Source organism: Actinomadura luteofluorescens (genome assembly GCF_013409365.1).
Taxonomy (GTDB): domain Bacteria; phylum Actinomycetota; class Actinomycetes; order Streptosporangiales; family Streptosporangiaceae; genus Spirillospora; species Spirillospora luteofluorescens.
Genome location: NZ_JACCBA010000001.1, coordinates 230,247 through 252,736 on the forward strand (window position 1 = coordinate 230,247; position 22,490 = coordinate 252,736).

Consider the following 22,490-nt stretch of genomic DNA (forward strand, 5'->3'; position numbering starts at 1 on the left):
CCTCAGTTCTCGCGGGTGGTCGTGCGGCGGGCGATGGCGCCCGCCGCCAGGTAGGCCAGCCCGAAGGCGGGCAGCAGGCCGTTGCCGGGCAGGTAGCCGCCGGCTCCGTGGCCGGAGATCCCGGCGGCGGCGCCGCCCGCCGCGTACAGGCCGGGGATCGGGCGGTCGCCGGGATCGACGACGGCGGCGTCCCCGTCGACGAGCAGCCCGCCCTGGGTGTGGAAGAGGGCGGGGACGACGCGGACGGCGGCGTAGGGGGCGGCGAGCGGGCGCTCCCAGTGGGTGCGGCCGTGCTCGTCGGGGCGCTCCCCGCGCGCCGCGGCGCCACCGGCCTCCAGTTCACGGGCGAGGGCCTCGGCGGGCAGGCCGGTGGCCTCGGCGAGGCCCTCGGCGTCGTCGGCCCAGACCAGGACGCCCGACTCGACGGTGTCGCGGAAGTCCTGGAACGGGCGGCACTGCTCGAAGATCGTCTCGTCCAGGACGATCCAGCCGGTGGAGCCGGGGCGGGCGGCCAGTTCGGCGGCGTACTCGGAGTAGCCGCGGGTCTCGTCGCCGAACCGGCGCCCGGTGAGGTCCACCATGATCCCGCCGTGGATGATCGTGGCCCAGCCGACGAGGGTGCCCGCGCCGGCGGCGACGGCGCCGTGCCCCTGGTAGGCGTCCAGGTAGCCGGTGGCGGCGCCGAGCGCGCCGCCGATGCGCAGCGCGTCCCCGCGGGAGCGCTCGCCGCCCTGGTAGAGGGCGCCGGCGATCTCGGGCAGGTGCCGCCCCACCAGGTCGCGGTCGGCACCGAAGCCGTTGGTGGCGAGGAGCACGGCCCCGGTGGGGATCTCCTCCTCGGTCCCGTCCGGGTAGCGGACGACGGCGCCGCGCACGGCAGCGGCCCCGGTGCCGTCCGGCCCGGTCGTCACGTCCACGAGCTCGGCCGGGACGAGCAGGTCGATGCCGGGATGCTCGCGGACGCGGCGGGCGAGATGGTCGATCACGCCGGAGCCGTGCCGGCCGGGGACGGAGTGGCAGCGGTGCACCGAGTGCCCGGGGTAGTTGAAGTCGGTGACCAGGGACAGCGGCAGCCCGGCCGAGTCGGCGAGCCATTCCACGAGGGGGCCGCTGACCTCGGCGAGCGTGCGGGCCAGGCGGGCGTCGGCGCGCCCGCCGGTCTTGGCCTCGATGTCGGCGACGAAGCGGTCCGGGGAGTCCTCGACGCCCGCGTCCCGCTGCCAGCGCGAGCCCGCGCCGGGGAACATCGCGGTCGACATCGAGGTGTTGTTGCCGCGCCGGAAGTGCTCGCTGGCCTCGACGACGAGCACGCTGAGGCCGAGTTCGGCGGCGCGCAGCGCCCCGGCGAGGCCGCCGCCGGCGCCCGCGACGACGAGGTCGGGTCCGCCGGTCACGCGCTCCTCCCGATCGCCATGAGCCGCAGGGCCAGGGCCGTCGGGTCGACGATGCGGGCCGCGAAGCGGTGCTCCGCGACGTCGACGGCCGAGCAGCCGTTGATCACGGCGGTGGCGCCGGCGGCGGCGAGGGCCCCGGCGGCCGCGCCGAGGGCGGCGTTCCAGGCGCCCGCGTCGGCGACGGCGTCGAAGGGCAGGTCCAGCACCTCGATCCCGGCGGTGCGGGCGTCCAGGCCGTAGGCCGTGAGGCGGCGGCGCAGCTCGGCGCCGATCGCCTCGTTCCGCACCACCGCACCGAAACGTACATTCATCGCAGAGAGATACAGACTACTCAGCCTGAGCAGGCCGTTCACCGGAACCCCCTGGTCAGGGGCGGGGAGGGTGGGCACGGCCGGGTCCAGCACGCAGTCGGGGAAGGCGAGGTCCCAGCCGTCCCCGGCCCTCGCCAGCGCGGCGGCGACCTCGTGCTCGGACGCGCGGATCGACGCCTCGTCGTCCAGCGCACCGGGCGCCGCGGGCCCGACGTCGCGCAGCTCGACCGACAGCCCCGGCGGGGCGAGCCGGTCGTAGCGGGCCTGCCTCCGCCGGATCTCCTCCGGCAGCAGATGGATCGGCGTCACCGCCAGGGCGCGCATCACTTCGGCTCCTTCGTCTCGTCTCCGCCGGCGAGTTCGCGCAGGCGATCACCGGCGTGGTCCAGGGCGGGCAGCTCGCGGGCGAAGGCCGCGGCCCTGCCGATCAGGTCCCCGCGTCCGGGCAGCCATCGCCTCAGCAGGGCCAGGAGCTCCCACTCGTCCAGGGGGTGGTGGTCGGCGTCGCCCACCGGGTTCGGCACCTCGCGGATCCGGGTCGTCCCGTCGGCCAGCGCGACGGTGACGCGCGCGGCGCGCTCGTCCGGGAGCCGGGCCGTCAGGTCGTCCGCCTCGACCAGCCGGACTCGCCGGGCGAGGGCCCGCAGGCGCGGGTCCTCCAGGCTCGTGCGCGGGCCGACCTCTCCGTGCAGGAGGGCCGCGGCCACGGCGAACGGCGTGGAGAACATCGCCGACAGCCGGTTGTCCCAGCGCGGCGAGGCCAGCCCGGCGGCGAGCGCGTGCGTCTCGACCAGGACCGCGGTGATCCGGGACGGGTCGAGCCCGGGCCGCAGGTCCAGGACGGCGTCGGCGGCCGGATGGGTGAACGAGCAGGACGCGTGCCGCTTGAAGTAGCCGCGCGCGATGTCCCAGCGGTCGCCGAGCCCCTCGGTCAGCTCGGACGGGTCGAACTCGCCCAGCAGGGTCCCGAGCGAGAGCGCGGCCGTCCCGGTGTTGCGGGCGGACCCGGCCGAGGCCATCCGGGCCGCCACCAGGCCGGAGATGTTGGAGGCGCCCATCCAGGCGTCGCGCACCGGGTTGCCGTCGGTCGCGGACGCGAAGTGCCCCGCGACCGGCAGCCCCGCCCCGGTGTCGATCGCGGCGGCGACGGCCTCCGGGCCGAGGCCGAGCAGCCGGGCGCATCCGGCGGCGGCGCCCGCGACGCCCCAGCTGCCGTGCGGGTGCGCGCCCGGCCGCAGCCGCGACGCCCGCCCGAACCGGGACGCGACCTCGTAGGCGGCGAGCAGCGCGGCGGCCGTGTCCGCGCCGGAGGCGTCCACCTCCGCCGCCAGCGCCAGCACGGCCGGGAACCCGTGCGCCGCCGGGTGCCCCTTGGCGTACTTGTTGCCCTCGTCCAGTTCGAGGGAGACGAGGGCCGTCGCGTTCAGCCAGGCGGCGGCGTCGACCGAGACGCGGCGCCCGGCTCCGATCAGCGGCGCGGGCCCGTCCGGAGCGTTCCAGGCCGAGCGCATCGCGCGCGCGTCCTCCAGCCCGGCGCCGAGCGCCGTCACGCCGATGACGTCGAGCAGGACGAGCGACAACCGGTCGAGCACCGGTCCCGGCGCCCGCGCCGCGTCCAGCCGCGCGACCCACTCCCCCAGCCGCGCCGTGGCCTCCACCGCATCCGTCACAGTCCCAGGTACGCCTTCCTGACCTCGGCGGATCCGGCCAGCTCGCGACCCGTCCCGTGCAGGACGGTCGACCCGCTCTCCATGACGTAGGCGCGGTCGGCGATGCCGAGGGCCTGCTTGGCGTTCTGCTCGACCAGCAGGACGGCCACGCCGGTGTCGCGGATCCGCTTGACCGCGTCGAGCATCGCCCAGGTGAGCTTGGGCGACAGGCCCGTGGACGGCTCGTCCAGCATGAGCAGCTTCGGCCGCGCCATCAGCGCGCGGCCGATCGCGAGCATCTGCTGCTGCCCGCCGCTGAACGTCTGCGCGACCTGCGCGCGGCGCTCGGCGAGGACGGGGAACAGCTCGAACACCTCGCGCATCCGGGCGCCGGCCTCGGCGGGCGGGCGGGTCCAGGCGCCCATCCGCAGGTTCTCCTCGACCGTGAGCGTGCCGAACAGCGCCCGGTCCTCGGGGACGTGCACGAGGCCGTCCCGGACGAGCTGGTCCGGGCGCCGCCCGGCCGTGGACGCGCCCGCGAAGGTGACCGTCCCGGACATCGGGCGCAGCTGCCCGCACACCGCCCGCAGCGTGGTCGTCTTGCCCGCGCCGTTCGCGCCGACGAGCGCGACGATCTCGCCCTCGCCGAGCCGCAGGTCGACCTCGTGCAGGATCCGCATGCGGCCGTAGCCGGCGCAGAGCCCGTCAATCGCCAGCATCGTCCGGCTCCTCTCCGAGGTACGCCTCGATCACGCGGGGGTCGGAGGTGACCTCCGCGGCCGTCCCGGCGGCCAGCACCCGGCCCTGGTCCAGGACGAGGACGCGGTCCGACAGCCGCATCACGGCCGCCATGATGTGCTCGATGAACAGCAGCGTCGTGCCGTCCTCCTCGCGCAGCGCGGCGAGCAGGTCCAGGACGGGTTCGCGCTCGGCCGGGACCAGCCCGGCGAGGACCTCGTCCAGCAGCAGCACCCTGGGCCGCATCGCGAGCGCGCGGGCGAGTTCGAGCCGCTTGAGCCCGGCGGTCGGCAGTTCGGTCGCGCCCCGGTGCGCCCACTCCCCGAGCCCGACCCGCTCCACGACGTCCATCGACCGCGCCCGCAGCCGGTGCGGCGGCTGGCGGCGGTGCTGGGCGGCCAGGGCGACGTTCTCCAGGACGGTCATGCTCCCGAACGGCCGCATCAGCTGGAACGTCCGGACCATCCCGGCGCGGGCGATGCGGTCGGGCGAGGCGCCGGTGACGTCCCGGCCGCCGAACTCGACGCGGCCCTCGTCGGGGGCGAGGGCGCCGCAGACGACGTTGAACAGCGTCGTCTTGCCCGCGCCGTTCGGGCCGATGACGCCGAGGATCTCGCCCTCGGCGACCCGCAGGTCGACGCCGTCCAGCGCCCGCAGGCCCCGGAAGTGCTTGCCGACGCCGGACACGGTCAGCACGGTCTCGCCCGACGGGCTCATCGGCGCCTCCTCTGCGCGAGCGTGCCGACGATGCCCTTGGGGAGCAGCCGGACGATCAGGATCAGCAGGACCGCGTAGACCGCGACGTCCAGGCCGCTGCGCCCCTGCAGGAAGTCCAGGAAGCCGGGCGGGGTCCGCAGCAGCGTCGCGGTGACGTCCGACAGCGAGCCCAGGATGACCGCGCCGGCGACCGGGCCCCAGACCGTGCCGATGCCGCCGATGACCACGGCGGCGATCGCCTGGATCGACACCGACGACCCGAACGCCAGGTCCGGGTTCACGAACAGGTAGTACTGCGTGTAGAGGGTGCCCGCGACGGCGGTGATCGCGGCCGACAGCGCGACCGTGACCAGCTTGTACCGCAGGACCGGGGTGCCGAGGGAGGCCGCCGCGAGCTCGTCGTCGCGGATCGCGGTGACGTAGCGTCCGGTCCGCGAGTACAGGAACAGGATGCTGACCAGGGCGGCGAGCCCCGCGAGGGCGAGCGCGATCCAGAAGTAGGCGGGCGAGTCCGCCGCGAACTGGATCTTCCAGAGCGAGGAGCCCTGGATCAGCGGGACGGTGAACCCGACCGCCTTGCCGGTGAACTCCGTCGTGGTGACCACCAGCCGGAGCATCTCGGCGAACGCGAACGTCGCCAGCGCGAAGTAGGCGCCCTTGAGCCGGTAGCGGAACGCGAAGAACCCGACGACCACGGCGACGGCGGCCGCCACCGCCATCCCGGCGAGCATCCCGATCCAGGGCGACACCCCGTGCTCGACCAGCAGGTAGGCGCTGGTGTAGGCGCCGAGGCCGAAGAACGCGGCGTGCCCGAAGCTGAACATGCCGCCGAACCCGCTCATCACGTTCCAGCCGATCGCCATGAGCGCGAAGATCAGGATGCGGACGGCGACGGCGCCCTGCGCGGGCGGCAGCACCAGCGGCAGCGGGACGGCCAGGAGCAGCAGCACCGCCAGGACGGCGAGCTGCCGGTTCTGCGGCCGCAGCGGCGGCGCCTTCGCCGGGCGGGCCGCGCCGGCGCCGGGGCCGGGGCGGCCGGTGAGGGTGATGCCGGTCATGCCCGCCTCCCGAACAGTCCCTGCGGGCGGAGGAAGAGCACGACGAGGAAGACCGCGAACACGCCGAGCAGCGAGCTCTGGCCGCCCATGTAGATCGTGGTGAGCTGCTCGACCAGCCCGATGAGCAGCCCGCCCGCGAGCGCTCCCGCGACGTTGCCCATCCCGCCCAGCACCACCACGACGAAGGCGGTGATGTTGAACTGCTCGCCGAGGGTGGGCGTCACCGTGACCAGCGGCGCGGCCAGCACCGCCGCCGCGCCGGCGCAGGCGGTGCCGATCGCGAACGTCAGCGTGTGGACGCGGCGGACGTTCACGCCGACCAGTTCCGCGCCGGGCCGGTTCGCGGCGACCGCGCGGATCGCCGTGCCGAACCGGGTGCGGCGCAGCATCCAGTACAGGGCCGCGCCGATCAGGACGGCGCCGAGGAAGGCGTACAGCCGCGCGCCCGGCACGACCGCGCCGAACAGCGAGAACTGGAAGTCGCCGGGAAGCGCGACGTTCTTCGGCTCGGCGCCGAAGAACATCAGCAGCCCGTTCTCCAGCAGCAGCGACAGGCCGAGCGTGATGAGCAGCTGGTTCTCCAGCGACGCGCCGCCCGTCCCGCCGAGCAGGCCGCGGTGCACGGCCGCGCCGATCAGGAACAGGGCGGGGACGGCGACCAGCAGCGTCAGGTAGGGGTGCAGGCCGGTGCCCTGCACGACGCCGAACGCGATGAACATCGCGATGGCCAGCAGCGCGCCGTGCGCGAAGTTCACGATGTCGAGCACGCCGAAGATGAGCGTGAGGCCCATCGCGATGAGCCCGTACAGCCCGCCCATCAGCAGGCCGGTGACCACCGACTGCCAGACGACGAGACCGCTGCCGGACTTGATCAGGGCGACCGCGATCGCGGCCGCCACCAGGCCGCCGGTGACGGCGGCGCGCTTGAGGACGGAGGCCGTCGCGCCGCCGGGGAGGCGGCGCCGGACGGCGGGGGTGGGAGGGGACTGGGCCTTGGTTCCGATGTCGCTCATGACCGCCACGTCACCGAGTAGTTGGGCTGGGATTCGGCCTTCTCCGGCGGGTAGACCTGCTTGACCCCGCCGCCCTGCACCTGCATGAGGACGGGCAGTGCGTCGCGGTTGTCCCCGTTCGGGGCGAAGGAGATCGGGCCGGTGCCGACCGTGAGGGGCTCGACCTTCGAGGACGCGATCGCGTCGCGCACCTTCTCCGCGTCGGTGGTGCCCGCGCGTTCCACGCCCCGCGCGATCACCTGGACCGCGTCGTAGGCGAGGACCGCGCCCGTGCGCATGGGGGCGCCGTAGCGCCGCTGGTAGTCGGCCCGCAGCGCGCGCGTCTGCGGGCTCTGGGCGTCGAAGTGGTAGTTGGTGCTGAAGATCCGCTCGGCGGCGGCGCCGCCGTCGGTGACGAACTTGGGCTGGTCGTAGGCGCCGTTGGACACGCCCCAGATCGCGTTCAGGGCGGGTTTGACCGCGGCCACGGCCTTGGCGGCCAGCAGGCTGTCGCGGTAGTAGCCGGCGACGGCGAGGACGTCCGCGCCCGACGCCTTGACCTGGGTGATCTGCGCGGTGAGGTCCGACACGGTGAGCGCGTCGTAGCTGATGTCCGGGCCGACCTCGATGCCGAGCCGCTCGGCCGCCGCGGTGAACGCCTCCGCGGCGCCGCTGCCGAAGTCGGTCTGCTCGTGCAGGAACGCGACCTTGCGCACGGGCTTGCCCGCCCGCTCGGAGACCTCCTTGAGGTAGCGGGCGGCGGCGCCCGCGATGGCGGCGCTGCCCGGCTGGACGCGGAACGCGTACCGGTAGCCGTGGGAGAAGATCGCGTCCGAGGCGGTGACGTCCATGACGAAGGGGACCCGGTTGCGCTCGGCGACGACCGCGACGTTGGTGCTGACGGCGCTCTGGTAGGTGCCGACGAGCCCGACGGCGCCCGCGGAGATGAGGCGCTGGGCCTCGCTCTGTCCGACCTCCGCCTTGCCCTGCGTGTCGCCCGTCTCCAGTTCGACCTTGCGTCCGCCGAGGGACCGGATGCCGCCGGCGGCGTTGATCGCCTCCACCGCCATCCGCGCGCCGCGCCGCATCTGCTGGCCGTCGACGGCGTTGGCGCCGCTGACCGGGTGCAGCGCGCCGATCTTGACCGGGCCCTCGTCGCGTCCGGCCGCCACCCCGGCCGCGCCGGACGGCGCCGAGCCGCCGCAGCCGGCCGCGGCCAGCAGGACCGCGCACGCGCCGAGCCCGGCGGCGAGCTTGCGAGCCGACATTCATCTCTCCTGCCCGTCTGCCCTGCCCCCCGATGAGCGTTCCGCCTAGAGGAACAGCAGGTCACTGTTGCGTCATGGTGGCATCCGTCACGCCATCGGGTCAATATCTAGGTGAAACTTGACGAAACTCGACGAGCAGTGCCAACGTGAACGCTCCGGGTCGCCGCGCGAACCGGGCATGACATCCACAAGCGTTTCTCTAAGAGAAACATCCAGCGAAGGCGGTGCCGTCCATGACCGACGCCCTGTCCGGAGTCCGGGTCCTCGACGCGGCCACGCTGTTCGCCGGCCCGCTCGCCGCGACGCTGCTGGGCGACTTCGGGGCCGAGGTCATCAAGATCGAGCATCCGGCGGGCGACCCGGTGCGCAGCCACGGCGCGCAGCGCGACGGCGTCGGCCTGTGGTGGAAGATGCTCGGCCGCAACAAGAAGGCGATGACGCTCTACCTCGGCTCGCCCGAGGGCCAGGAGCTGTTCCGGCGGCTGGCCGCCGACGCCGACGTGGTGATCGAGAACTTCCGCCCCGGGACCCTGGAGCGCTGGGGCCTCGGCCCGGACGAGCTGCGCGCGATCAACCCGCGGCTCGTGCTGGCCCGGGTCACCGGATTCGGGCAGACCGGCCCCTACGCCCGGCGGCCCGGGTTCGGCACGCTCGCCGAGGCCATGAGCGGGTTCGCCGCCATCACCGGCGAGCCGGACGGCCCGCCGACCCTGCCGCCCTTCGGCCTCGCCGACGGGATCGCCGCGCTGACCACCGCGTTCGCGGTGATGACGGCGCTGCGGGCACGGGAGGCGAGCGGCGAGGGCCAGGTGGTCGACCTCGCCATCATCGAGCCGATCCTCACCCTGCTCGGCCCGCAGATCATCACCTACGACCAGCTGGGCGAGCTGCAGGCCCGCACCGGGAACCGCTCGCACAACAACGCGCCGCGCAACACCTACCGGACCCGCGACGGCGGCTGGGTCGCGATCTCCACCAGCGCCCAGTCGATCGCCGAGCGGGTGATGCGGCTGGTCGGCCGCCCCGAGCTGATCGACGAGCCGTGGTTCGCGACGGGGGCGCAGCGCGCCCGGCACGCCGACGTGCTGGACGAGGCGGTCGGGTCGTGGATCGCCGGGCGCGACCGCGACGAGGTCGTCAGGGCCTTCGAGGAGGCGCAGGCCGCCGTCGCCCCCGTCTACACCGCCGCCGACGTGATGAGCGACCCGCAGTTCGAGGCGCTCGGCACCATCGCCTCCGTCCCCGACGACGAGCTCGGCCCGGTGCGGATGCAGAACGTGCTGTTCCGGCTGTCGGGGACGCCGGGCCGGATCACTTCGGCCGGACCGCCGCTCGGCGCCCACACCGCCGAGATCCTCGCCCGCTACGGCGTGGACGGGGCCGGGCTGGAGGACCTGCGGGCCAAGGGCGTGATCAGGTGACGCCGCGGACCTGGCTCTACGTCCCGGGCGACCGCCCGGACCGGATCGCCAAGGCACTCGCCTCCGGCGCCGACACGGTGATCCTCGACCTGGAGGACGCGGTCGCACCCCCGGCCAAGCGGGCCGCCCGGCGCGGCGTCCTGGACGTCCTGGGCTCCCTGGCGGACGGCCGCACCGCCCACGTGCGGATCAACGCGCCCGCCACCCCGGACGGCGCGGAGGACATCGCGCTCCTGGCGGCCGATCCCGGCGGCCTCGCCGGGGTACGGATCCCCAAGTGCGAGGACCCCGCCGAACTGCGCCGGGCCGCCGACGCCCTCGGCGTCCCGGTGTTCCCCGTCCTGGAGTCGGCCCTCGGCGTGGAGAACGCCTTCGCGCTCGCCACCGCGCACCCGCTCGTCGCCGGGATCTCGCTGGGCGAGGCCGACCTGTCCGCCGACCTGCGGGTGGCGGGCGGCGACGCGCTGGCGTGGCCGCGCTCCCGCGTCGTCGTGGCCGCCCGCGCGGCCGGGCTCCCGTCCCCGCCGCAGAGCGTCTGGACGGCCGTCCGCGACCTGGACGGCCTGCGCGCCGACACGCTCGCGGGACGCCGGGCCGGGTTCTTCGGGCGCTCGGTGATCCACCCCGCGCAGATCCCCGTCGTGCACGAGGCGTCCGCGCCCGACCCGGACGAGGTCGCGTGGGCGCGGGACCTGATGAGCCGGCTCGCCGAACACCGCGAGGCCGCATGGATCGACTCCGCCGGCCGGTTCGTGGACCAGGCGGTCGTCGAGCGCGCCGCCTGGCTGCTCGACGCCGCCGCGTCCGCCGCCCGGCCCGTCAAGGAAGGCCACCGATGAACTCGCAGGATCCGCTGCTCGCGGCCGTCGCCGGAGGGGTCCGGCTGATCGAGCTGGGGCACCCCTTCTTCACCGGGATGCCCTGCTCGCCCAACCATCCCGGGTTCCGCATGACGCTGATCCGCCGGCACGGCGACATGGAGCGCCCCGACGGCGGCTCGGCCGCCAACGAGATCATCGTGACGGGCGGCCACGTCGGCACCCATGTCGACGCGCTCTCCCACGTCAGCCACGACGGGGAACTGCACGGCGGGATCCGCGCCGCCGACGCCCAGCGCGGGGGCGCCTTCACCAGCCACGGCGCCGAGAACCTGCCGGGCCTGCTGCGCCGGGGCGTGCTGCTGGACGTGGCCGCCTTGCACGGCGTGGCGACGCTGCCGCCCGGCTACGGCGTGACCGCCGAGGACCTGGACCTGGCCGCCGCGCGCGCCGGGACCGAGCCGGGCGCGGGCGACGTGGCACTGATCCGCACCGGGTGGTCGCGCAACTTCGCCGACGCGACCGCCTACCTCGGCCGGGAGACCGGCGTCCCGGGCGCGGCGCCCTCCGCCGCCCGCTGGCTGGCGGACCGCGGCGTCGCCGCGACGGGCGCCGACACGACCGCCTACGAGCAGATCCCGGCGGGCGCGGGGCACGCCGTCCTGCCCGTGCACCGCATCCTGCTGGTCGAGTCGGGGATCTTCATCCTGGAGCACCTCGCCCTGGAGGCGCTCGCCGAGGCCGGGCTGCACGAGTTCGTGTTCGTGCTGGCGCCGCTGCGGATCACCGGCGGCACCGGGTCCCCCGTCCGCCCCCTCGCGGCGGTGGCGGCGTGACCCCCGTCCAGCGGCTCGCCCACCTGGCGGCCACCGTCGCCTCCCGCGGGCTGCCCCCGGAACTGCGCGCGGACGCGGCGCGCCGCGTCCTGGACGCCCTCGGCAACAGCCTGGCGGCGACCGGGGAACGTCCCGCGCGGGCCGTCGGAGACCTCGTCGCCGAATGGGGCGGGCAGGGCCGGGCCACCGCGATCGGCACCGGCACGCGCCTGCCCGAGCCGAGCGCCGCCCTGCTCAACGGGACGCTCGCCCACTCCCTGGACTTCGACGACACGCACCTGCCGTCCGTCCTGCACCCGTCGGCGTCGGTCGTGCCCGCCGCGCTGGCCGTGGCCGAGGCGCGCGGCGCGAGCGGCGCCCGGCTGCTGGACGCGGTGGGCGTCGGCATCGAGATCACCGTCCGGCTCGGCATGGCCGGGTACGACCGCGAGCTCGGCAACTCGGTGTTCTTCGAGCGCGGCCAGCACGCCACCGCCATCTGCGGCGCCGTCGGCGCCGCGGCGTCCGCCGCGATGCTGTCCGGCCTGGACGCCGCCGGAATCGCCGACGCCATGGGCATCGCCGCGAGCATGGGCTCGGGGATCCTGGAGGCCAACCGCACCGGCGGCACCGTCAAGCGGATCCACTGCGGCTGGGCCGCGCACGCCGCCGTCACCGCCGCCGGGCTCGCCCGCACCGGAATCACCGGCCCGCCGACCGTCCTCGAAGGCCGCTTCGGGATGCTCCAGGCGTTCTGCGGCGACCAGGTCGACCTCGACGCCCTCACCTCGGGCCTCGGCGAGCACTGGGAGCTGCCCGGCATCTTCTTCAAGCCGTACCCGTGCAACCACTTCACGCACGCCGGCATCGACGCCGCCCTCCGGCTGCGCTCCCGCGGGCTGGACCCCGCCGCGATCGAGTCGGTCGAGCTGGGCGCGCCGTCCCCCGTCCTGCGGACGATCGCCGAGCCGCGCGAGGACAAGATCCGTCCTCGGTCGGGGTACCACGCCGCGTTCTCCGGCCCCTACACCGTCGCGGCGGCCCTGCTCGGCGGCGGCGGCCTCGGCGTCTTCCACGAGGACTTCACCGACGAGGCGGCCGCCGACCCCGCCCGGCTGGCGCTGGCCGCCCGGGTCCGCTGCGTCCCGGACGCCCGCTGCGACGAGATCTTCCCCTACCAGTTCCCGGCGGTCCTGCGCGTCCGCACCCGCGACGGTGCGCTCCTGGAGGAGCGCGTGGACGCCAACCGGGGCGGTCCGGGCAACCCCCTCTCGGCCGAGGAGCTGGCGGCGAAGTTCCGCCTCAACGCCGCCCGCCGCGTCCCGGAGACCCGGGCCGACCAGATCACCGAGCTCGCCTACGGCCTCGCCGGCCTGGCGGACCTCGGCCGGCTCACCTCGCTGCTCGCCTGACGCTAGAGGTGCTCCATCAGGAAGACCGCGGCCGTGCCGGGCACCAGGGCCTCGAAGACGTGCGGGGCGTCCCCGGGATAGCCGATGTAGTCGCCCGGGCCCAGCTCCACCGGTGCGGACGCGGGCCCGGCCAGGGCGCGGCCGGCGCCGAGGACGACGTGCTCGGTGGTGCCCGGCGGGTGGGGGTCGGAGACCTTCGGCTCGCCGGGCTCCGCCGCGACGCGGTAGAGGTCGCGGCGCGCGTGCGGCGGTGACGACGCCAGCAGCGTCGCCGTGTAGTCGGCCCGGTCGGAGTGCGCGGCCGGCCCCTCCCCCGCCCGGATCACCCGGACGGCCGGGCGCGGCGGGTCGACCAGGCGGCTGAAGGGGACGCCCAGGGCCGTCCCCAGCGCCCACAGCGTCTCCACGCTCGGGTTCCCGGCGCCCGACTCCAGCTGGGAGAGCGTCGACTTGGCCAGGCCCGCGCGCCTGGCCAGCTCCGTCTGGGACAGGCCGGCGCGCTCGCGCTCCCGCCGGATCGACGCCGCGACCACCGCGATCACATCCATTCGCCCGCTCCCGCCCTCCGAGGGTAGTGTTCACTGTACTGGACGATCGTTCGCCACAACGAACAGGGACTGAGCATGAGGCACCTCGGCATCCTCGCCCACAGCGCGGAAGGCGCCGCGCTGTGCTTCCGGACCTTCTGCCAGGAGGGCTTCCGCGAGCTGGGCCCCGACGACCACCCGGACGTGACCCTCGACCTCATCGCGCTCGCGCGCAGCATGCCCGCGTGGGACGCCGGGGACCACGCCGCCGTCAGGGAGATCCTGGCCGACAGCGTCCGGCGGCTCGCCGCCGCGGGCGCGGACTTCTTCGCCTGCCCCGACAACACCGCGCACCTGGCCCTGGAGCACCCCGGAGACGAGCTGGCGCTGCCCGGCCTGCACATCGTCCAGGTCGTCGCCGACCAGGCCGCCCGCGACGGCCGGACGCGGGTCGGCGTGCTCGGCACCCGCTTCACCATGGACGGACCGCTCTACCCGCGCGAGCTGGCCGCGCGCGGCATCGCGGCCGAGGTCCCGGACCCGGCCGACCGGGAGACCGTCGACCGGATCATCTTCGGCGAGCTGGTCAACGGGGTCTTCACCGAGGACGCGCGCCGCGAGTACGTCCGGATCATCGAGCGCCTCGCCGCGCGCGGGTGCGACGCGGTCGCGCTGGTGTGCACCGAGATCCCGCTCCTGATCACGCCCGAGGCCTCGCCGCTTCCCACGCTCGACTCCACCCGCCTGCTGGCCCGTGCCGCCTTCGACGTGGCCGCGGACCGCAGCCCCCTCCCCGCCTGGCGCGGCGGACGCTTCGACGGGCGGTGAAACGATCCGCCCCTAGATTGGCGGGCATGGACTTCGGGGGCGCGGAGAAGGCGAGCCTGTTCAGGCGGCTCCACCACGGCGACCGTCCGCTGGTGCTGCCGAACGCGTGGGACTTCGCGAGCGCGGCGGCGCTGGCCGAGGCGGGGTTCCCGGCGGTCGGCACGACGAGCCTCGGCGTCGCCGCGGCGGCCGGGAAGGCCGACGCGGCCGGCGGAACGCGCGCCGAGACGGTCGCGCTCGCCCGGGCGCTGGCGCGGCTGCCCGTCCCGGTGACCGTCGACGTCGAGGGCGGGTTCTCCGGCCGGCCCGGCGACGTGGCCGCGCTCGCCGCCGGACTCGCCTCGTCCGGGATCGCCGGGATCAACCTGGAGGACGGCCGCGCCGACGGGACCCTCACGCCCGCCGGCGACCAGGCGGCCGTCATCGCGGCCGTCAAGCAGGCCGCGCCGCTCATGTTCCTCAACGCGCGCACCGACACGTTCTGGCTGGGCGCGCCGGACCTGGACGAGACGCTGCGGCGGGCGCGCGCGTACGCGGAGGCGGGAGCGGACGGGATCTTCGTCCCCGGGATCGCCGCCGACGCCGACATCCGGGCGCTCCTGGAGGCCGTCGACCTGCCGCTGAACGTGCTCCATCTGCCGGGCACGACCGGGTACCCGCGGCTCGCCCGGCTCGGCGTGCACCGGGTGAGCACCGGGTCGCTGCTGTTCCGCACGGCGCTGCGCGCGACGGTCGCCGCGGCCCTCGACGTGACCGGAGAGGGCGACGCCCCTTCCGTGCCGTCGTACGCGGACGTCCAGCGGCTCGTCAGTGACCGGTGATCCGGTCGGCGAGACGGGCCAGGCCCGACGTGCGCCCCGACGGCGCGGACGACTCGCGGGCGTCGGCCGCGCGGTAGAGGGCGTACATCGCGTGGACGCCGAGCCAGCGCAGGGGTTCGGGCTCCCATCGGCGGACCCGGCGGTCCACCCACGGCAGCGCGGTCAGGTCGGTCTCGTCGCCCAGGACGAGGTCGCGGAGGGTGCGCCCGGCGAGGTTCGCGGTGGCGACGCCGTGGCCGGTGTAGCCGCCGGCGTGGCCGAGCCCGGTCGCGCGGTCGAGGACGACCGTCGCGCACCAGTCGCGGGGGACGCCGAGGACGCCCGACCAGGCGTGCTCCACCGCGCCTTCGTCGGCGACGGCGGGCAGCATCCCGGTGAGCATCGTCCAGAGCGCGTCGATCGTGGCCGGCTCCGTCCGCCCGCCGTCGTCGACGCGCGAGCCGTACCGGTAGGGGCGGCCCCGGCCGCCGAAGGCGATGCGGTCGTCGGCGGTGCGCTGCGCGTACATGTAGTAGTGCGCCATGTCGCCGAGCAGCTCGCGGCGCTCCCACCCGATCGCCTTCCAGGTGCGGGTGGGCAGCGGCGTCGTGACGATCATGGAGCTGTTCATCGGGAGCCAGTCGCGGCGGTGGCCGGGCAGCGCGGCGGTGAAGCCCTCGGTGGCCCGCAGCACGTACTCGGCGGTGACGGTCCCGAACGGGGTGACGGCGGCGGCCGCCCCGTCCGGCCCGCGCGGGTCGATCCGCACGACCGGCGTACGCTCGTGGATCCGCACGCCGAGCCGCCGGACCGCCGCGGCGAGGCCCCGGACCAGCGCGGCGGGCTGCGCCCGCGCAGCGTGCGGGCTCCAGGCGGCGCCGGTCGCGCCCTCGATGCGCAGCCGCTCGTCGCGTTCGACGGCGGGCAGCGGGACCAGGTCGTCGTCGCTCCAGCCCCACGCGCGGGCCTCGTCGACCATGGCGGCGAGGCGGGCGCGCTGGGCGGCGTTCCGGGCCACGTGCAGGACGCCGCCCTTGACCAGGCCCGCGTCGATGCCCTCGGCGGCCGCGACCCGGACGACCTCGTCCACCGCCCGGAACATGGCGTGCTGCAGCGCGATCGCGGCGGGGCGGCCGTGCCGGGCGGCGTAGCGCTCCCGGGACCCCGCGATCTCCCCCAGCACCCAGCCGCCGTTGCGGCCGGACGCGCCGAACCCCGCGAACTCGCGCTCCAGCACGACGATCCGCAGGTCGGGGCGGGCGCGCTTGAGGTAGTAGGCGGTCCAGAGCCCGGTGTAGCCGGCGCCGACGACGCACACGTCGGCGGCGCAGGGGCCCGGCAGGCGGGGGCCGGGGGCGGGGCGCCCGGCCGCCCGGTACCAGTGGGAGACACCGCCGTTGGCGAAGCCGGGCGCCAGAGGCGCGCGGCCCGGGGAGGAGCTCATGCGCTCATCCTGCTGCATTCCGCAGCAAAATCAACAGGCGGCAACGGATTCTAGGGCACGACGTCGACTATTCGACGGGATCCGATCCAGCGGGAGCGTTCGGCGGCGTAGTACGCGGCGCCGTCGGGCCCGGCGGGCCCCTCCCGCCAGCGGCGCATCCCGAGCTGCAGCGCGATCTCCGACGACGCGGGGTTCGCCATGTCGATCTCGGCGGTGATCCGGTGCACGCCGACCACCCCGAACGCGTAGTCGAGGACGGCGCGGGACGCCTCGGCGGCCAGCCCCCGCCCCCAGTGGTCGGGCTCCAGGCTGTAGAGGATCTCGACGTCCACGCCGTGGCCGAGCGGCCCCTCGTGGTGGCTGAGCCCGGCCACACCGGCCAGCGGGCCGCCGGGCGCCGCCGCGCCGCCGCCCGGGGACGGGGAGACGGGGCGCAGCGCCCACAGTCCGTAGCCCTCGGTGGCGAAGTCCCGCTCGCTGGCCTCGATGATCTCGCTGACCTGCACGGGCGTGACCACCCGGTCGTCGAACAGGTGGCGCCGGACGAGGGGCCCCGTCCAGTGCGTCAGCAGGGCGCCGTGGTCGCGCATCGACACCGGGTGCAGCACGAGCCGCACCGTGCGCAGCACCTCACTCATACCCGTCCCCCGCGGCGGGCCACTCGGGCGCGGCCTCCCCGTCGGGGACGCCGACGCGGAACACGCGCAACTGCAGCGCGAGCGCCCGGTAGTAGCCGACCAGCGCGACCAGCTCGACGAGGGCGGTGCGGCCGAGCGTGGCCACCGCCTCGGTGTACACGGCGTCGGCGAGGTCGCCCTCGGCCACGAGCTGGCGCGCCGCCTCGTACACCACGCGCTCGCGGACGTCGGCGAGCATCGGCGCGCGGCCCTCGCGCAGCGCCTCCGTCTCCTCGTCGGCGAGCCCCTGCCGGCGCCCGATCCGCTCGTGGGCGTACCACTCGAAGTCGGAGCGCAGGTGCGCGGCCACGACGAGCGTCGCGATCTCCCGCTCGCGCTTGGTGAACCCGGTGCGGAAGCGCAGCGCGGCGCCGAGGTCCTGCAGCGCGAGCCCGACGGGAGGGCTGTAGAGCATCGCGTTGAACGGGCCCTGGAGGCGCCCGATGTCATCGGCCAGGGCGAAGGGAGGGTTGCGGTCGCCGGCGCGGGGCCCGCCCGTCACCGCCTCGTAGACGGCTCGCTGCTCTTCGCTGAGCGAACCGGGGAGGAGCAGCGGGAGCCTCGTCGGGGACGGGCCGCGCCGCGGTCGGTCGTTGACGCGCTCACCGGTCACGGGGTCGATCACTCACCGCACGCTAGGCGCTCGAAGCGGGCGGCTCAACCCCCGTCCGGAATGTGAAACCCCTGGCACACGATGACGTAGCGGCCGCGTAACACGCGTCGGCGAACCTTGTCGGCGACCGCACCGGACACGAACGGGGCACCCCGCCCCCGGAGGGAACGTCCCATGCCGCTGCTGCGCATCCGCACCGAGATCGAAGACCGGCCCGGCCGCCTCGCCTCCCTCACGGCCGCGCTGGCCCGGCGCGGCGCCAACATCCTCGGACTGTCGGTCCAGCTCGACGCCGACGGGGTGGTGGACGAGTTCATCGTCGACGTCCCGCGCGGCGGCCCGGACGCCCGCGCCCTCGCCGAGGCGCTGGGCGCGGCGGGCGGCACCCGGACCGCCGTGCTCCCCGCCCGCCCCCGCGACCTGGTGGACGAGCCGACCCGCGCCCTCGCCCTGGCCGCCAGGCTCCGGGCCGAGCCGGACGCGGTGCCCGAGATCCTCGGGGAGCTGCTGCGCGCCGACGATGCCCGGTGGGACGCCCCCGGCGGCGAGGAGCCCGACCCCCGCGACCTCCTCGTCCCGGTGCGCGGGCGCCCGGTCCGGCTCCGGCGCGCCGGGCTGCCCTTCACGGCGACGGAGGCGGCGCGGGCGGACGCGCTGGTGCGGGCCGCGCTCCCGGCGGTGCCGCGCCCGTCGGCGTCCCGGCGGATCGCGCTGCGCGACGGCACGCAGGTGGTCGTCCGGCCGGTCGAGCCGGGCGACGGGGACGCCGTGCGGGCGCTGCACGAGCGCTGCTCGCTGGACAGCCGCCGGATGCGCTACTTCAGCCCCAAGCCGTACCCGCCGCGCCGGTCGTTCGAGGGGTTCTGCGATCCCTCGCGGGGCCTGACGCTGGTCGCCGAGGGCCCGGACGGGTCGCTGCTGGCCCTGGCGCACCTGGTCCTCGTCCGCGATCCGGGCGCCGCGGAGGTCGCGTTCCTGGTCGAGGACGCCTGGCAGGGCCGAGGGCTCGGCCGCGGCCTCGCCGAGCTGCTGCTCGCGCTGGCCCGGGACCGCGGCCTGGTGGAGGTGCGCGCGACCGCCCTGAGCGAGAACGCCCGGATGCGGCGGCTGCTGACCTCGCTCGGCGGCCGGACGCGGCGCACCGACGACACCGCGATCGTGGAGATCAGGCTGCGGCTGGACGGCCGTCCCGCCGAGCCGGGGGCGCTGGCAGGATGGGCGGGTGAGCGGCGTATATGACGACCCCTGGGCCTACGAGCTGGCGTGCTCGTTCCGCGACGTGCCGGCCGAGGTGGACGTGCTGCTCGCGTGGTGCGCCGAGCAGGGCCTCGCCCCCGGCACGGTGCTGGAGCTGGCCGCCGGGCCCGCCGAGCACGCCCGCGAGTTCGCCCGCCGCGGGCGAGCGGCGACGGCCCTCGACCTGAACCCGCGCATGTGCGCCTACGCGGCCCGCGAGGCCGGACGCGCCGGCGTCGCCCTGGAGGTCGTCGAGGGCGACATGACGCGGTTCGCGCTGGGCCGCCGGTTCGACCTCGTCGCGACCATGCTGGACTCCACGTCCCACCTCATGACGCTGGACGCGTTCGTCGCGCACCTGCGGTGCGCCGCCGCGCACCTGTCCCCCGGCGGCCTCTACGTCATCGAGATGTCGCATCCGCGGGACCGGCTGGGCGACGATCCGAGCGTCAGCACCGGCTGGACGGTCGAGCGGGACGGCGTCCGCGCGAGCGTGCGCTGGGGCGAGCCGTCCGACCGGCTCGACCCGGTCACCCAGATCGCCGACGACCGCGTCACGATGACCATCACCGGTGAGGGCGGGGAGCCGCGCGTCGTCCGCGACGTCGTGCCCTACCGGTTCTGGACGGCCACCGAACTGGACGCCGCGGTCCGCCTCGCGGGCGGGCTGGAGGCGGTCGCGCAGTACGGCGACTTCGGGGCCGGCGAGGACGCGGTGTCCCTCGCCGACCCCGGGGCCTGGCGCATGATCACGCTGCTGCGCCCGTGCTGAGCGCCCGGCCGCCGAGCATCCGGGACGGGCCTCAGGGCTCGGAACGCCAGCCGGGCATCGGGTAGGAGGCGAGCAGGTCGCGGACCTCCCCGGCGACCCGGTCCAGGACCGCCTCGTCCTGCTTGGCGGCGGCCTGCACCACCTCGTCGATCCACGCCGCGAGCCGCGGCATGTGCTCCTCGCCGATCCCCCGGGTGGTGATCGCGGCGGTGCCGAGCCGCAGCCCGGACGGGTCGAACGGCTTGCGCGGGTCGAACGGGACGGCGTTGTAGTTCAGCTCGATGCCGGCGCGGTCGAGGGCCTGCGCGGCGGGCTTGCCCGCGACCCCCTTGGCGGTCAGGTCGATGAGGATGAGGTGGTTGTCGGTGCCGCCGGAGATCAGGTCGTAGCCGCGGTCCAGCAGCGCGGCGGCCAGCACCTTGGCGTTCGCGACGACCTGCCGCGCGTACCCGGCGAAGTCCGGCCCCGCCGCCTCCTTCAGCGCGACGGCGATCGCGGCCGTCGTGTGGTTGTGCGGCCCGCCCTGGAGGCCGGGGAAGACGGCCTTGTCGACCGCCTTCGCGTGCTCGGCCGTCGACAGGATCATCGCGCCGCGGGGGCCGCGCAGCGTCTTGTGCGTGGTGGTGGTGACGACGTCGGCGTGCCCCACCGGGGACGGGTGCGCGCCGCCGGCGACCAGGCCCGCGATGTGCGCGATGTCGGCGGCCAGGACGGCGCCGGTCTCCCGCGCGATCTCGGCGAAGGCCGGGAAGTCGATCGTCCGGGGGACCGCGGTGCCGCCGCACCAGATCAGCTTCGGCCGCTCCTTGAGGGCGAGGTCGCGGACCTGGTCCATGTCGACCCGGCCGGTGTCGGCGCGCACGTCGTAGCGGACGGGCCGGAACCACTTGCCGGTGGCCGACACCGACCAGCCGTGCGTCAGGTGGCCGCCCATCGGCAGCGACAGGCCCATGACCGGGTCGCCGGGCTCCAGGAAGGCCATGTAGACGGCGAGGTTGGCGGGCGAGCCGGAGTAGGGCTGGACGTTGGCGTGCTCGGCGCCGAACACGCCCTTCGCCCGCTCGATCGCGAGCAGCTCGATGGGGTCGACGTTCTGCTGGCCCTCGTAGTAGCGCCTGCCCGCGTAGCCCTCGGAGTACTTGTTGGTCAGGACCGTGCCGGCGGCCTCCAGCACCGCCTCCGAGACGTAGTTCTCCGAGGCGATCAACCGGATCTTCTCGTACTGGCGGCGGGCCTCGGCCTCCACCAGCGCGGCGATCTCGGGGTCCCGGCCCCGCAGATGGGGTACGGCCGGTTCGTGCATCATGAGCCTCCGCGCTGCTCGCGCCAGGGCTTCGGGCGCCCCGGCGAAGGGGACCCGTACACCCAGGCGCGCGGTGTGCGGACTACTTTCGCTCCCCGGTGGTCGTCTCCACCTTGACTGCGCCAGTCGCGTGGGCGCCATCATACCGGGCCGCACCGCGCCGTCGCGGCGCGGGCGCCGGGACCGAGACCAGGAAGAGCCCGCCCATCAGCAGCAGCGACCCCGCCGCGACCGGCGCCGACATCCGCTCGCCGAGGACGGCCACGGCCAGGCCGGTGGCGACGAGCGGCTCGGCGAGGCTGAGCGTCCCGGCGGTCGCGGCCGCCACCCGGCCGAGGCCGGTGACGAAGAACATGTAGGCGGCGGCGGTCGCGGCGATCCCCAGCCAGGCGACCAGGGCCGCCGAGCGCGGCGCGGCCAGGGCCGGCAGTTCTGGCAGCGTCCAGGGCAGCAGGGCCGCTCCCCCGGCCAGCAGCGTCACCGCCACCGCCCCGGCCATCCCGGCCCCGCTCGTCCCGGAGCCGAGGCCCGTCAGGACCTTGGCCGACACCGTGTAGACGCCGAAACACGTGCCGCCGACCAGGCTCAGCGCGATCCCGGCCGGATCGGCCTGGACGGCCTCGCCCGGCACCATCAGCAGCGCCACGCCGCCGACCGCGCAGGCCGTCCCGGCCCACCAGCGGCGGCCGAGCCGGGCGCCCAGGACGAGCCGCTCGCAGAGGCCGGTCGAGACGGGCGCGAGGCCGAACACGACGGCGGTCGCGACGGCCGCGCCCGTCCGGTCGACCGCGCTGAAGAACGAAGCCTGGAAGGTGCCGGTCGCGGCCGACGCCGCCACGAGCGGCGGCCAGGTCCGCCGGGTCAGCGCCAGGAACGCGCGGCGGTCCGCCATGAGCACGACGACGGCGAGGACGAGCCCGCCCGAGAGGATCCGGGCGCCGCCGACCGCGACCGGGCTCGCGGACGGCCCGGCCAGCACCTGCGCCGGCCCGACCGTCCCCCAGAGCACACCGGCGGCGAGCACCAGCAGCGCACCGGACGAGTTGTTCCATCGGTCCATGCCGCCGAAGCTAGGCGAACATACGGCTCATGACGGCCTGGGCCGTCATTTGTTCGCCCTGGTCAGTCAGTGCCGTCATTCCTTCGAAACAGGCAGGGAACTCCAGCCCGTCAGCTGTAGGGCGTTCGGCCTCCGGACCGGTGAGCCGACGGAAGTTCGGACTGCTCCACCGGCTGCACGTAGTCGTACACGACGATGGTGCGGACGTCCACGTACTCCTTGCGGCGCGCCAGCCGGTCGAGCACGAAGTCGCGGAGGTAGGCGGTGCTCGGCACGGCCACGTGGACGAGGAGGTCCTCGTTCCCGGTCACCACGAAGACCCCGATCGTCTCGGGCATCGAGGCCATGCTGTCGCGGGCGGACTCGATCGCCTCGCGCGACTGCGGCCGGATCCTGATCGAGATCAGCGCCTGCACGCCGCGGCCCAGCCGCTCCAGGTCGGCCGCCGCGTGGAACCCGGTGATGACGCCCCGCGAGCGCAGCGCCCGCGTCCGCTCCAGGGCCGTGGACGGCGCGATCCCGACCGCCTCCGCCAGTTCGCGGTTGGTCTGCCGCCCGTCCCGCTGCAGGCGCCGCAGGATCGCCTGGTCGACCGCGTCCATGTGGTTCCTCCCGAACTGCCCGGCGGACGCCGAAC

22 protein-coding genes, 1 pseudogene and 1 riboswitch are annotated in these 22,490 nt (G+C 75.4%); of the genes and pseudogenes, 8 read left to right on the forward strand and 15 right to left on the reverse strand.

Features of this window, described 5'->3' with window-relative positions; translation table 11 throughout:
- Window positions 1-2: 2 nt before the first annotated feature.
- From BJY14_RS01065 to BJY14_RS01100, 8 genes are read right to left on the reverse strand one after another with little or no spacing between them, the layout of a single operon-like run.
- Window positions 3-1,394, reverse strand: a complete 1,392-nt coding sequence (locus BJY14_RS01065) for an FAD-dependent oxidoreductase (protein WP_179841844.1) — start codon at window positions 1,392-1,394, stop codon at window positions 3-5.
- Window positions 1,391-2,029 carry an aspartate/glutamate racemase family protein gene (locus tag BJY14_RS01070; protein WP_179841845.1) on the reverse strand — a complete coding sequence of 213 codons (639 nt, stop codon included), beginning with the start codon at window positions 2,027-2,029 and terminating at the stop codon, window positions 1,391-1,393. The genes BJY14_RS01065 and BJY14_RS01070 overlap by 4 nt, the downstream gene beginning before the upstream one ends.
- Complete coding sequence (locus BJY14_RS01075) at window positions 2,029-3,375, reverse strand: MmgE/PrpD family protein (protein WP_218904988.1); 1,347 nt, start codon at window positions 3,373-3,375, stop codon at window positions 2,029-2,031. Before BJY14_RS01075 ends, BJY14_RS01070 begins: the two co-directional genes overlap by 1 nt.
- A complete protein-coding gene (locus BJY14_RS01080; protein WP_179841846.1) occupies window positions 3,372-4,073 on the reverse strand; it encodes an ABC transporter ATP-binding protein in 702 nt (233 codons plus the stop codon). The genes BJY14_RS01075 and BJY14_RS01080 overlap by 4 nt, the downstream gene beginning before the upstream one ends.
- Window positions 4,060-4,809, reverse strand: coding sequence for an ABC transporter ATP-binding protein (locus BJY14_RS01085; RefSeq protein ID WP_179841847.1), 750 nt, complete (start codon window positions 4,807-4,809; stop codon window positions 4,060-4,062). Before BJY14_RS01085 ends, BJY14_RS01080 begins: the two co-directional genes overlap by 14 nt.
- Entirely contained in the window at window positions 4,806-5,867 is a 1,062-nt protein-coding gene (locus tag BJY14_RS01090; protein WP_179841848.1) for a branched-chain amino acid ABC transporter permease, read from the reverse strand. The genes BJY14_RS01085 and BJY14_RS01090 overlap by 4 nt, the downstream gene beginning before the upstream one ends.
- Window positions 5,864-6,880 (reverse strand): branched-chain amino acid ABC transporter permease, encoded by a 1,017-nt coding sequence (locus tag BJY14_RS01095; protein WP_179841849.1) that lies wholly within the window; start codon window positions 6,878-6,880, stop codon window positions 5,864-5,866. The genes BJY14_RS01090 and BJY14_RS01095 overlap by 4 nt, the downstream gene beginning before the upstream one ends.
- Window positions 6,877-8,127, reverse strand: coding sequence for an ABC transporter substrate-binding protein (locus BJY14_RS01100; protein WP_179841850.1), 1,251 nt, complete (start codon window positions 8,125-8,127; stop codon window positions 6,877-6,879). Before BJY14_RS01100 ends, BJY14_RS01095 begins: the two co-directional genes overlap by 4 nt.
- A gap of 233 nt (window positions 8,128-8,360) precedes the next feature.
- Here BJY14_RS01100 and BJY14_RS01105 point away from each other — a divergent pair, with 233 nt between their 5' ends.
- From BJY14_RS01105 to BJY14_RS47060, 4 genes are read left to right on the forward strand one after another with little or no spacing between them, the layout of a single operon-like run.
- Window positions 8,361-9,548: a CaiB/BaiF CoA transferase family protein gene (locus BJY14_RS01105; RefSeq protein ID WP_179841851.1), complete on the forward strand. Its 1,188-nt coding sequence runs from the start codon at window positions 8,361-8,363 to the stop codon at window positions 9,546-9,548.
- Complete coding sequence (locus BJY14_RS01110; RefSeq protein WP_179841852.1) at window positions 9,545-10,387, forward strand: HpcH/HpaI aldolase/citrate lyase family protein; 843 nt, start codon at window positions 9,545-9,547, stop codon at window positions 10,385-10,387. Before BJY14_RS01105 ends, BJY14_RS01110 begins: the two co-directional genes overlap by 4 nt.
- Window positions 10,384-11,202, forward strand: coding sequence for a cyclase family protein (locus BJY14_RS01115; protein ID WP_179841853.1), 819 nt, complete (start codon window positions 10,384-10,386; stop codon window positions 11,200-11,202). Before BJY14_RS01110 ends, BJY14_RS01115 begins: the two co-directional genes overlap by 4 nt.
- A complete protein-coding gene (locus BJY14_RS47060) occupies window positions 11,199-12,593 on the forward strand; it encodes an MmgE/PrpD family protein (protein ID WP_179841854.1) in 1,395 nt (464 codons plus the stop codon). Before BJY14_RS01115 ends, BJY14_RS47060 begins: the two co-directional genes overlap by 4 nt.
- Before the next feature lie 2 nt (window positions 12,594-12,595).
- Here BJY14_RS47060 and relB read toward each other — a convergent pair whose 3' ends face one another.
- Window positions 12,596-13,141, reverse strand: a complete 546-nt coding sequence (gene relB, locus BJY14_RS01125; RefSeq protein ID WP_179841855.1) for a type II toxin-antitoxin system RelB family anti-toxin — start codon at window positions 13,139-13,141, stop codon at window positions 12,596-12,598.
- Between the two features lie 75 nt (window positions 13,142-13,216).
- On the opposite strand from relB, the gene BJY14_RS01130 reads away from it, so the two are divergent.
- Entirely contained in the window at window positions 13,217-13,948 is a 732-nt protein-coding gene (locus BJY14_RS01130) for an aspartate/glutamate racemase family protein (protein WP_179841856.1), read from the forward strand.
- A gap of 26 nt (window positions 13,949-13,974) precedes the next feature.
- A complete protein-coding gene (locus BJY14_RS01135; RefSeq protein ID WP_179841857.1) occupies window positions 13,975-14,769 on the forward strand; it encodes an isocitrate lyase/PEP mutase family protein in 795 nt (264 codons plus the stop codon).
- On the opposite strand, the gene BJY14_RS01140 is transcribed toward BJY14_RS01135, so the two are convergent.
- From BJY14_RS01140 to BJY14_RS01150, 3 genes are read right to left on the reverse strand one after another with little or no spacing between them, the layout of a single operon-like run.
- Window positions 14,756-16,192, reverse strand: a complete 1,437-nt coding sequence (locus tag BJY14_RS01140; protein ID WP_179841858.1) for an NAD(P)/FAD-dependent oxidoreductase — start codon at window positions 16,190-16,192, stop codon at window positions 14,756-14,758. The two genes, BJY14_RS01135 and BJY14_RS01140, sit on opposite strands and share 14 nt — an antisense overlap.
- Before the next feature lie 50 nt (window positions 16,193-16,242).
- Complete coding sequence (locus BJY14_RS01145) at window positions 16,243-16,830, reverse strand: GNAT family N-acetyltransferase (RefSeq protein ID WP_179841859.1); 588 nt, start codon at window positions 16,828-16,830, stop codon at window positions 16,243-16,245.
- Window positions 16,823-17,494, reverse strand: a complete 672-nt coding sequence (locus tag BJY14_RS01150; protein ID WP_179841860.1) for a carboxymuconolactone decarboxylase family protein — start codon at window positions 17,492-17,494, stop codon at window positions 16,823-16,825. The genes BJY14_RS01145 and BJY14_RS01150 overlap by 8 nt, the downstream gene beginning before the upstream one ends.
- Before the next feature lie 162 nt (window positions 17,495-17,656).
- On the opposite strand from BJY14_RS01150, the gene BJY14_RS01155 reads away from it, so the two are divergent.
- Together BJY14_RS01155 and BJY14_RS01160 are read left to right on the forward strand one after the other, a co-directional pair.
- Complete coding sequence (locus tag BJY14_RS01155) at window positions 17,657-18,721, forward strand: GNAT family N-acetyltransferase (RefSeq protein ID WP_179841861.1); 1,065 nt, start codon at window positions 17,657-17,659, stop codon at window positions 18,719-18,721.
- Window positions 18,705-19,490 (forward strand): class I SAM-dependent methyltransferase, encoded by a 786-nt coding sequence (locus tag BJY14_RS01160; RefSeq protein ID WP_179841862.1) that lies wholly within the window; start codon window positions 18,705-18,707, stop codon window positions 19,488-19,490. Before BJY14_RS01155 ends, BJY14_RS01160 begins: the two co-directional genes overlap by 17 nt.
- A 31-nt stretch (window positions 19,491-19,521) precedes the next feature.
- Here the strand turns inward: BJY14_RS01160 and glyA are convergent, their stop codons facing one another.
- From glyA to BJY14_RS01175, 3 genes and pseudogenes are all read right to left on the reverse strand, one after another.
- A complete protein-coding gene (gene glyA, locus BJY14_RS01165) occupies window positions 19,522-20,793 on the reverse strand; it encodes a serine hydroxymethyltransferase (RefSeq protein ID WP_179849099.1) in 1,272 nt (423 codons plus the stop codon).
- A 53-nt stretch (window positions 20,794-20,846) separates the two neighbouring features.
- Window positions 20,847-20,933: riboswitch (ZMP/ZTP riboswitch) on the reverse strand.
- A gap of 56 nt (window positions 20,934-20,989) precedes the next feature.
- Window positions 20,990-21,853 (reverse strand): annotated as a pseudogene (locus BJY14_RS47610) (DMT family transporter); the annotation flags it as partial.
- A 110-nt stretch (window positions 21,854-21,963) separates the two neighbouring features.
- A complete protein-coding gene (locus BJY14_RS01175; RefSeq protein WP_179841864.1) occupies window positions 21,964-22,455 on the reverse strand; it encodes an Lrp/AsnC family transcriptional regulator in 492 nt (163 codons plus the stop codon).
- Between the last annotated feature and the right edge of the window lie 35 nt (window positions 22,456-22,490).

Bases quoted from the DNA above. Each gene is read 5' to 3' on its own strand.
- BJY14_RS01070 (WP_179841845.1), bottom strand. From the start codon at position 2,029: ATGCGCGCCCTGGCGGTGACGCCGATCCATCTGCTGCCGGAGGAGATC.
- BJY14_RS01080 (WP_179841846.1), bottom strand. From the start codon at position 4,073: ATGCTGGCGATTGACGGGCTCTGCGCCGGCTACGGCCGCATGCGGATC.
- BJY14_RS01085 (WP_179841847.1), bottom strand. From the start codon at position 4,809: ATGAGCCCGTCGGGCGAGACCGTGCTGACCGTGTCCGGCGTCGGCAAG.
- BJY14_RS01090 (WP_179841848.1), bottom strand. From the start codon at position 5,867: ATGACCGGCATCACCCTCACCGGCCGCCCCGGCCCCGGCGCCGGCGCG.
- BJY14_RS01095 (WP_179841849.1), bottom strand. From the start codon at position 6,880: ATGAGCGACATCGGAACCAAGGCCCAGTCCCCTCCCACCCCCGCCGTC.
- BJY14_RS01100 (WP_179841850.1), bottom strand. From the start codon at position 8,127: ATGTCGGCTCGCAAGCTCGCCGCCGGGCTCGGCGCGTGCGCGGTCCTG.
- BJY14_RS01105 (WP_179841851.1), top strand. From the start codon at position 8,361: ATGACCGACGCCCTGTCCGGAGTCCGGGTCCTCGACGCGGCCACGCTG.
- BJY14_RS01115 (WP_179841853.1), top strand. From the start codon at position 10,384: ATGAACTCGCAGGATCCGCTGCTCGCGGCCGTCGCCGGAGGGGTCCGG.
- relB (WP_179841855.1), bottom strand. From the start codon at position 13,141: ATGGATGTGATCGCGGTGGTCGCGGCGTCGATCCGGCGGGAGCGCGAG.
- BJY14_RS01130 (WP_179841856.1), top strand. From the start codon at position 13,217: ATGAGGCACCTCGGCATCCTCGCCCACAGCGCGGAAGGCGCCGCGCTG.
- BJY14_RS01135 (WP_179841857.1), top strand. From the start codon at position 13,975: ATGGACTTCGGGGGCGCGGAGAAGGCGAGCCTGTTCAGGCGGCTCCAC.
- BJY14_RS01140 (WP_179841858.1), bottom strand. From the start codon at position 16,192: ATGAGCTCCTCCCCGGGCCGCGCGCCTCTGGCGCCCGGCTTCGCCAAC.
- BJY14_RS01145 (WP_179841859.1), bottom strand. From the start codon at position 16,830: ATGAGTGAGGTGCTGCGCACGGTGCGGCTCGTGCTGCACCCGGTGTCG.
- BJY14_RS01155 (WP_179841861.1), top strand. From the start codon at position 17,657: ATGCCGCTGCTGCGCATCCGCACCGAGATCGAAGACCGGCCCGGCCGC.
- glyA (WP_179849099.1), bottom strand. From the start codon at position 20,793: ATGCACGAACCGGCCGTACCCCATCTGCGGGGCCGGGACCCCGAGATC.
- BJY14_RS01175 (WP_179841864.1), bottom strand. From the start codon at position 22,455: ATGGACGCGGTCGACCAGGCGATCCTGCGGCGCCTGCAGCGGGACGGG.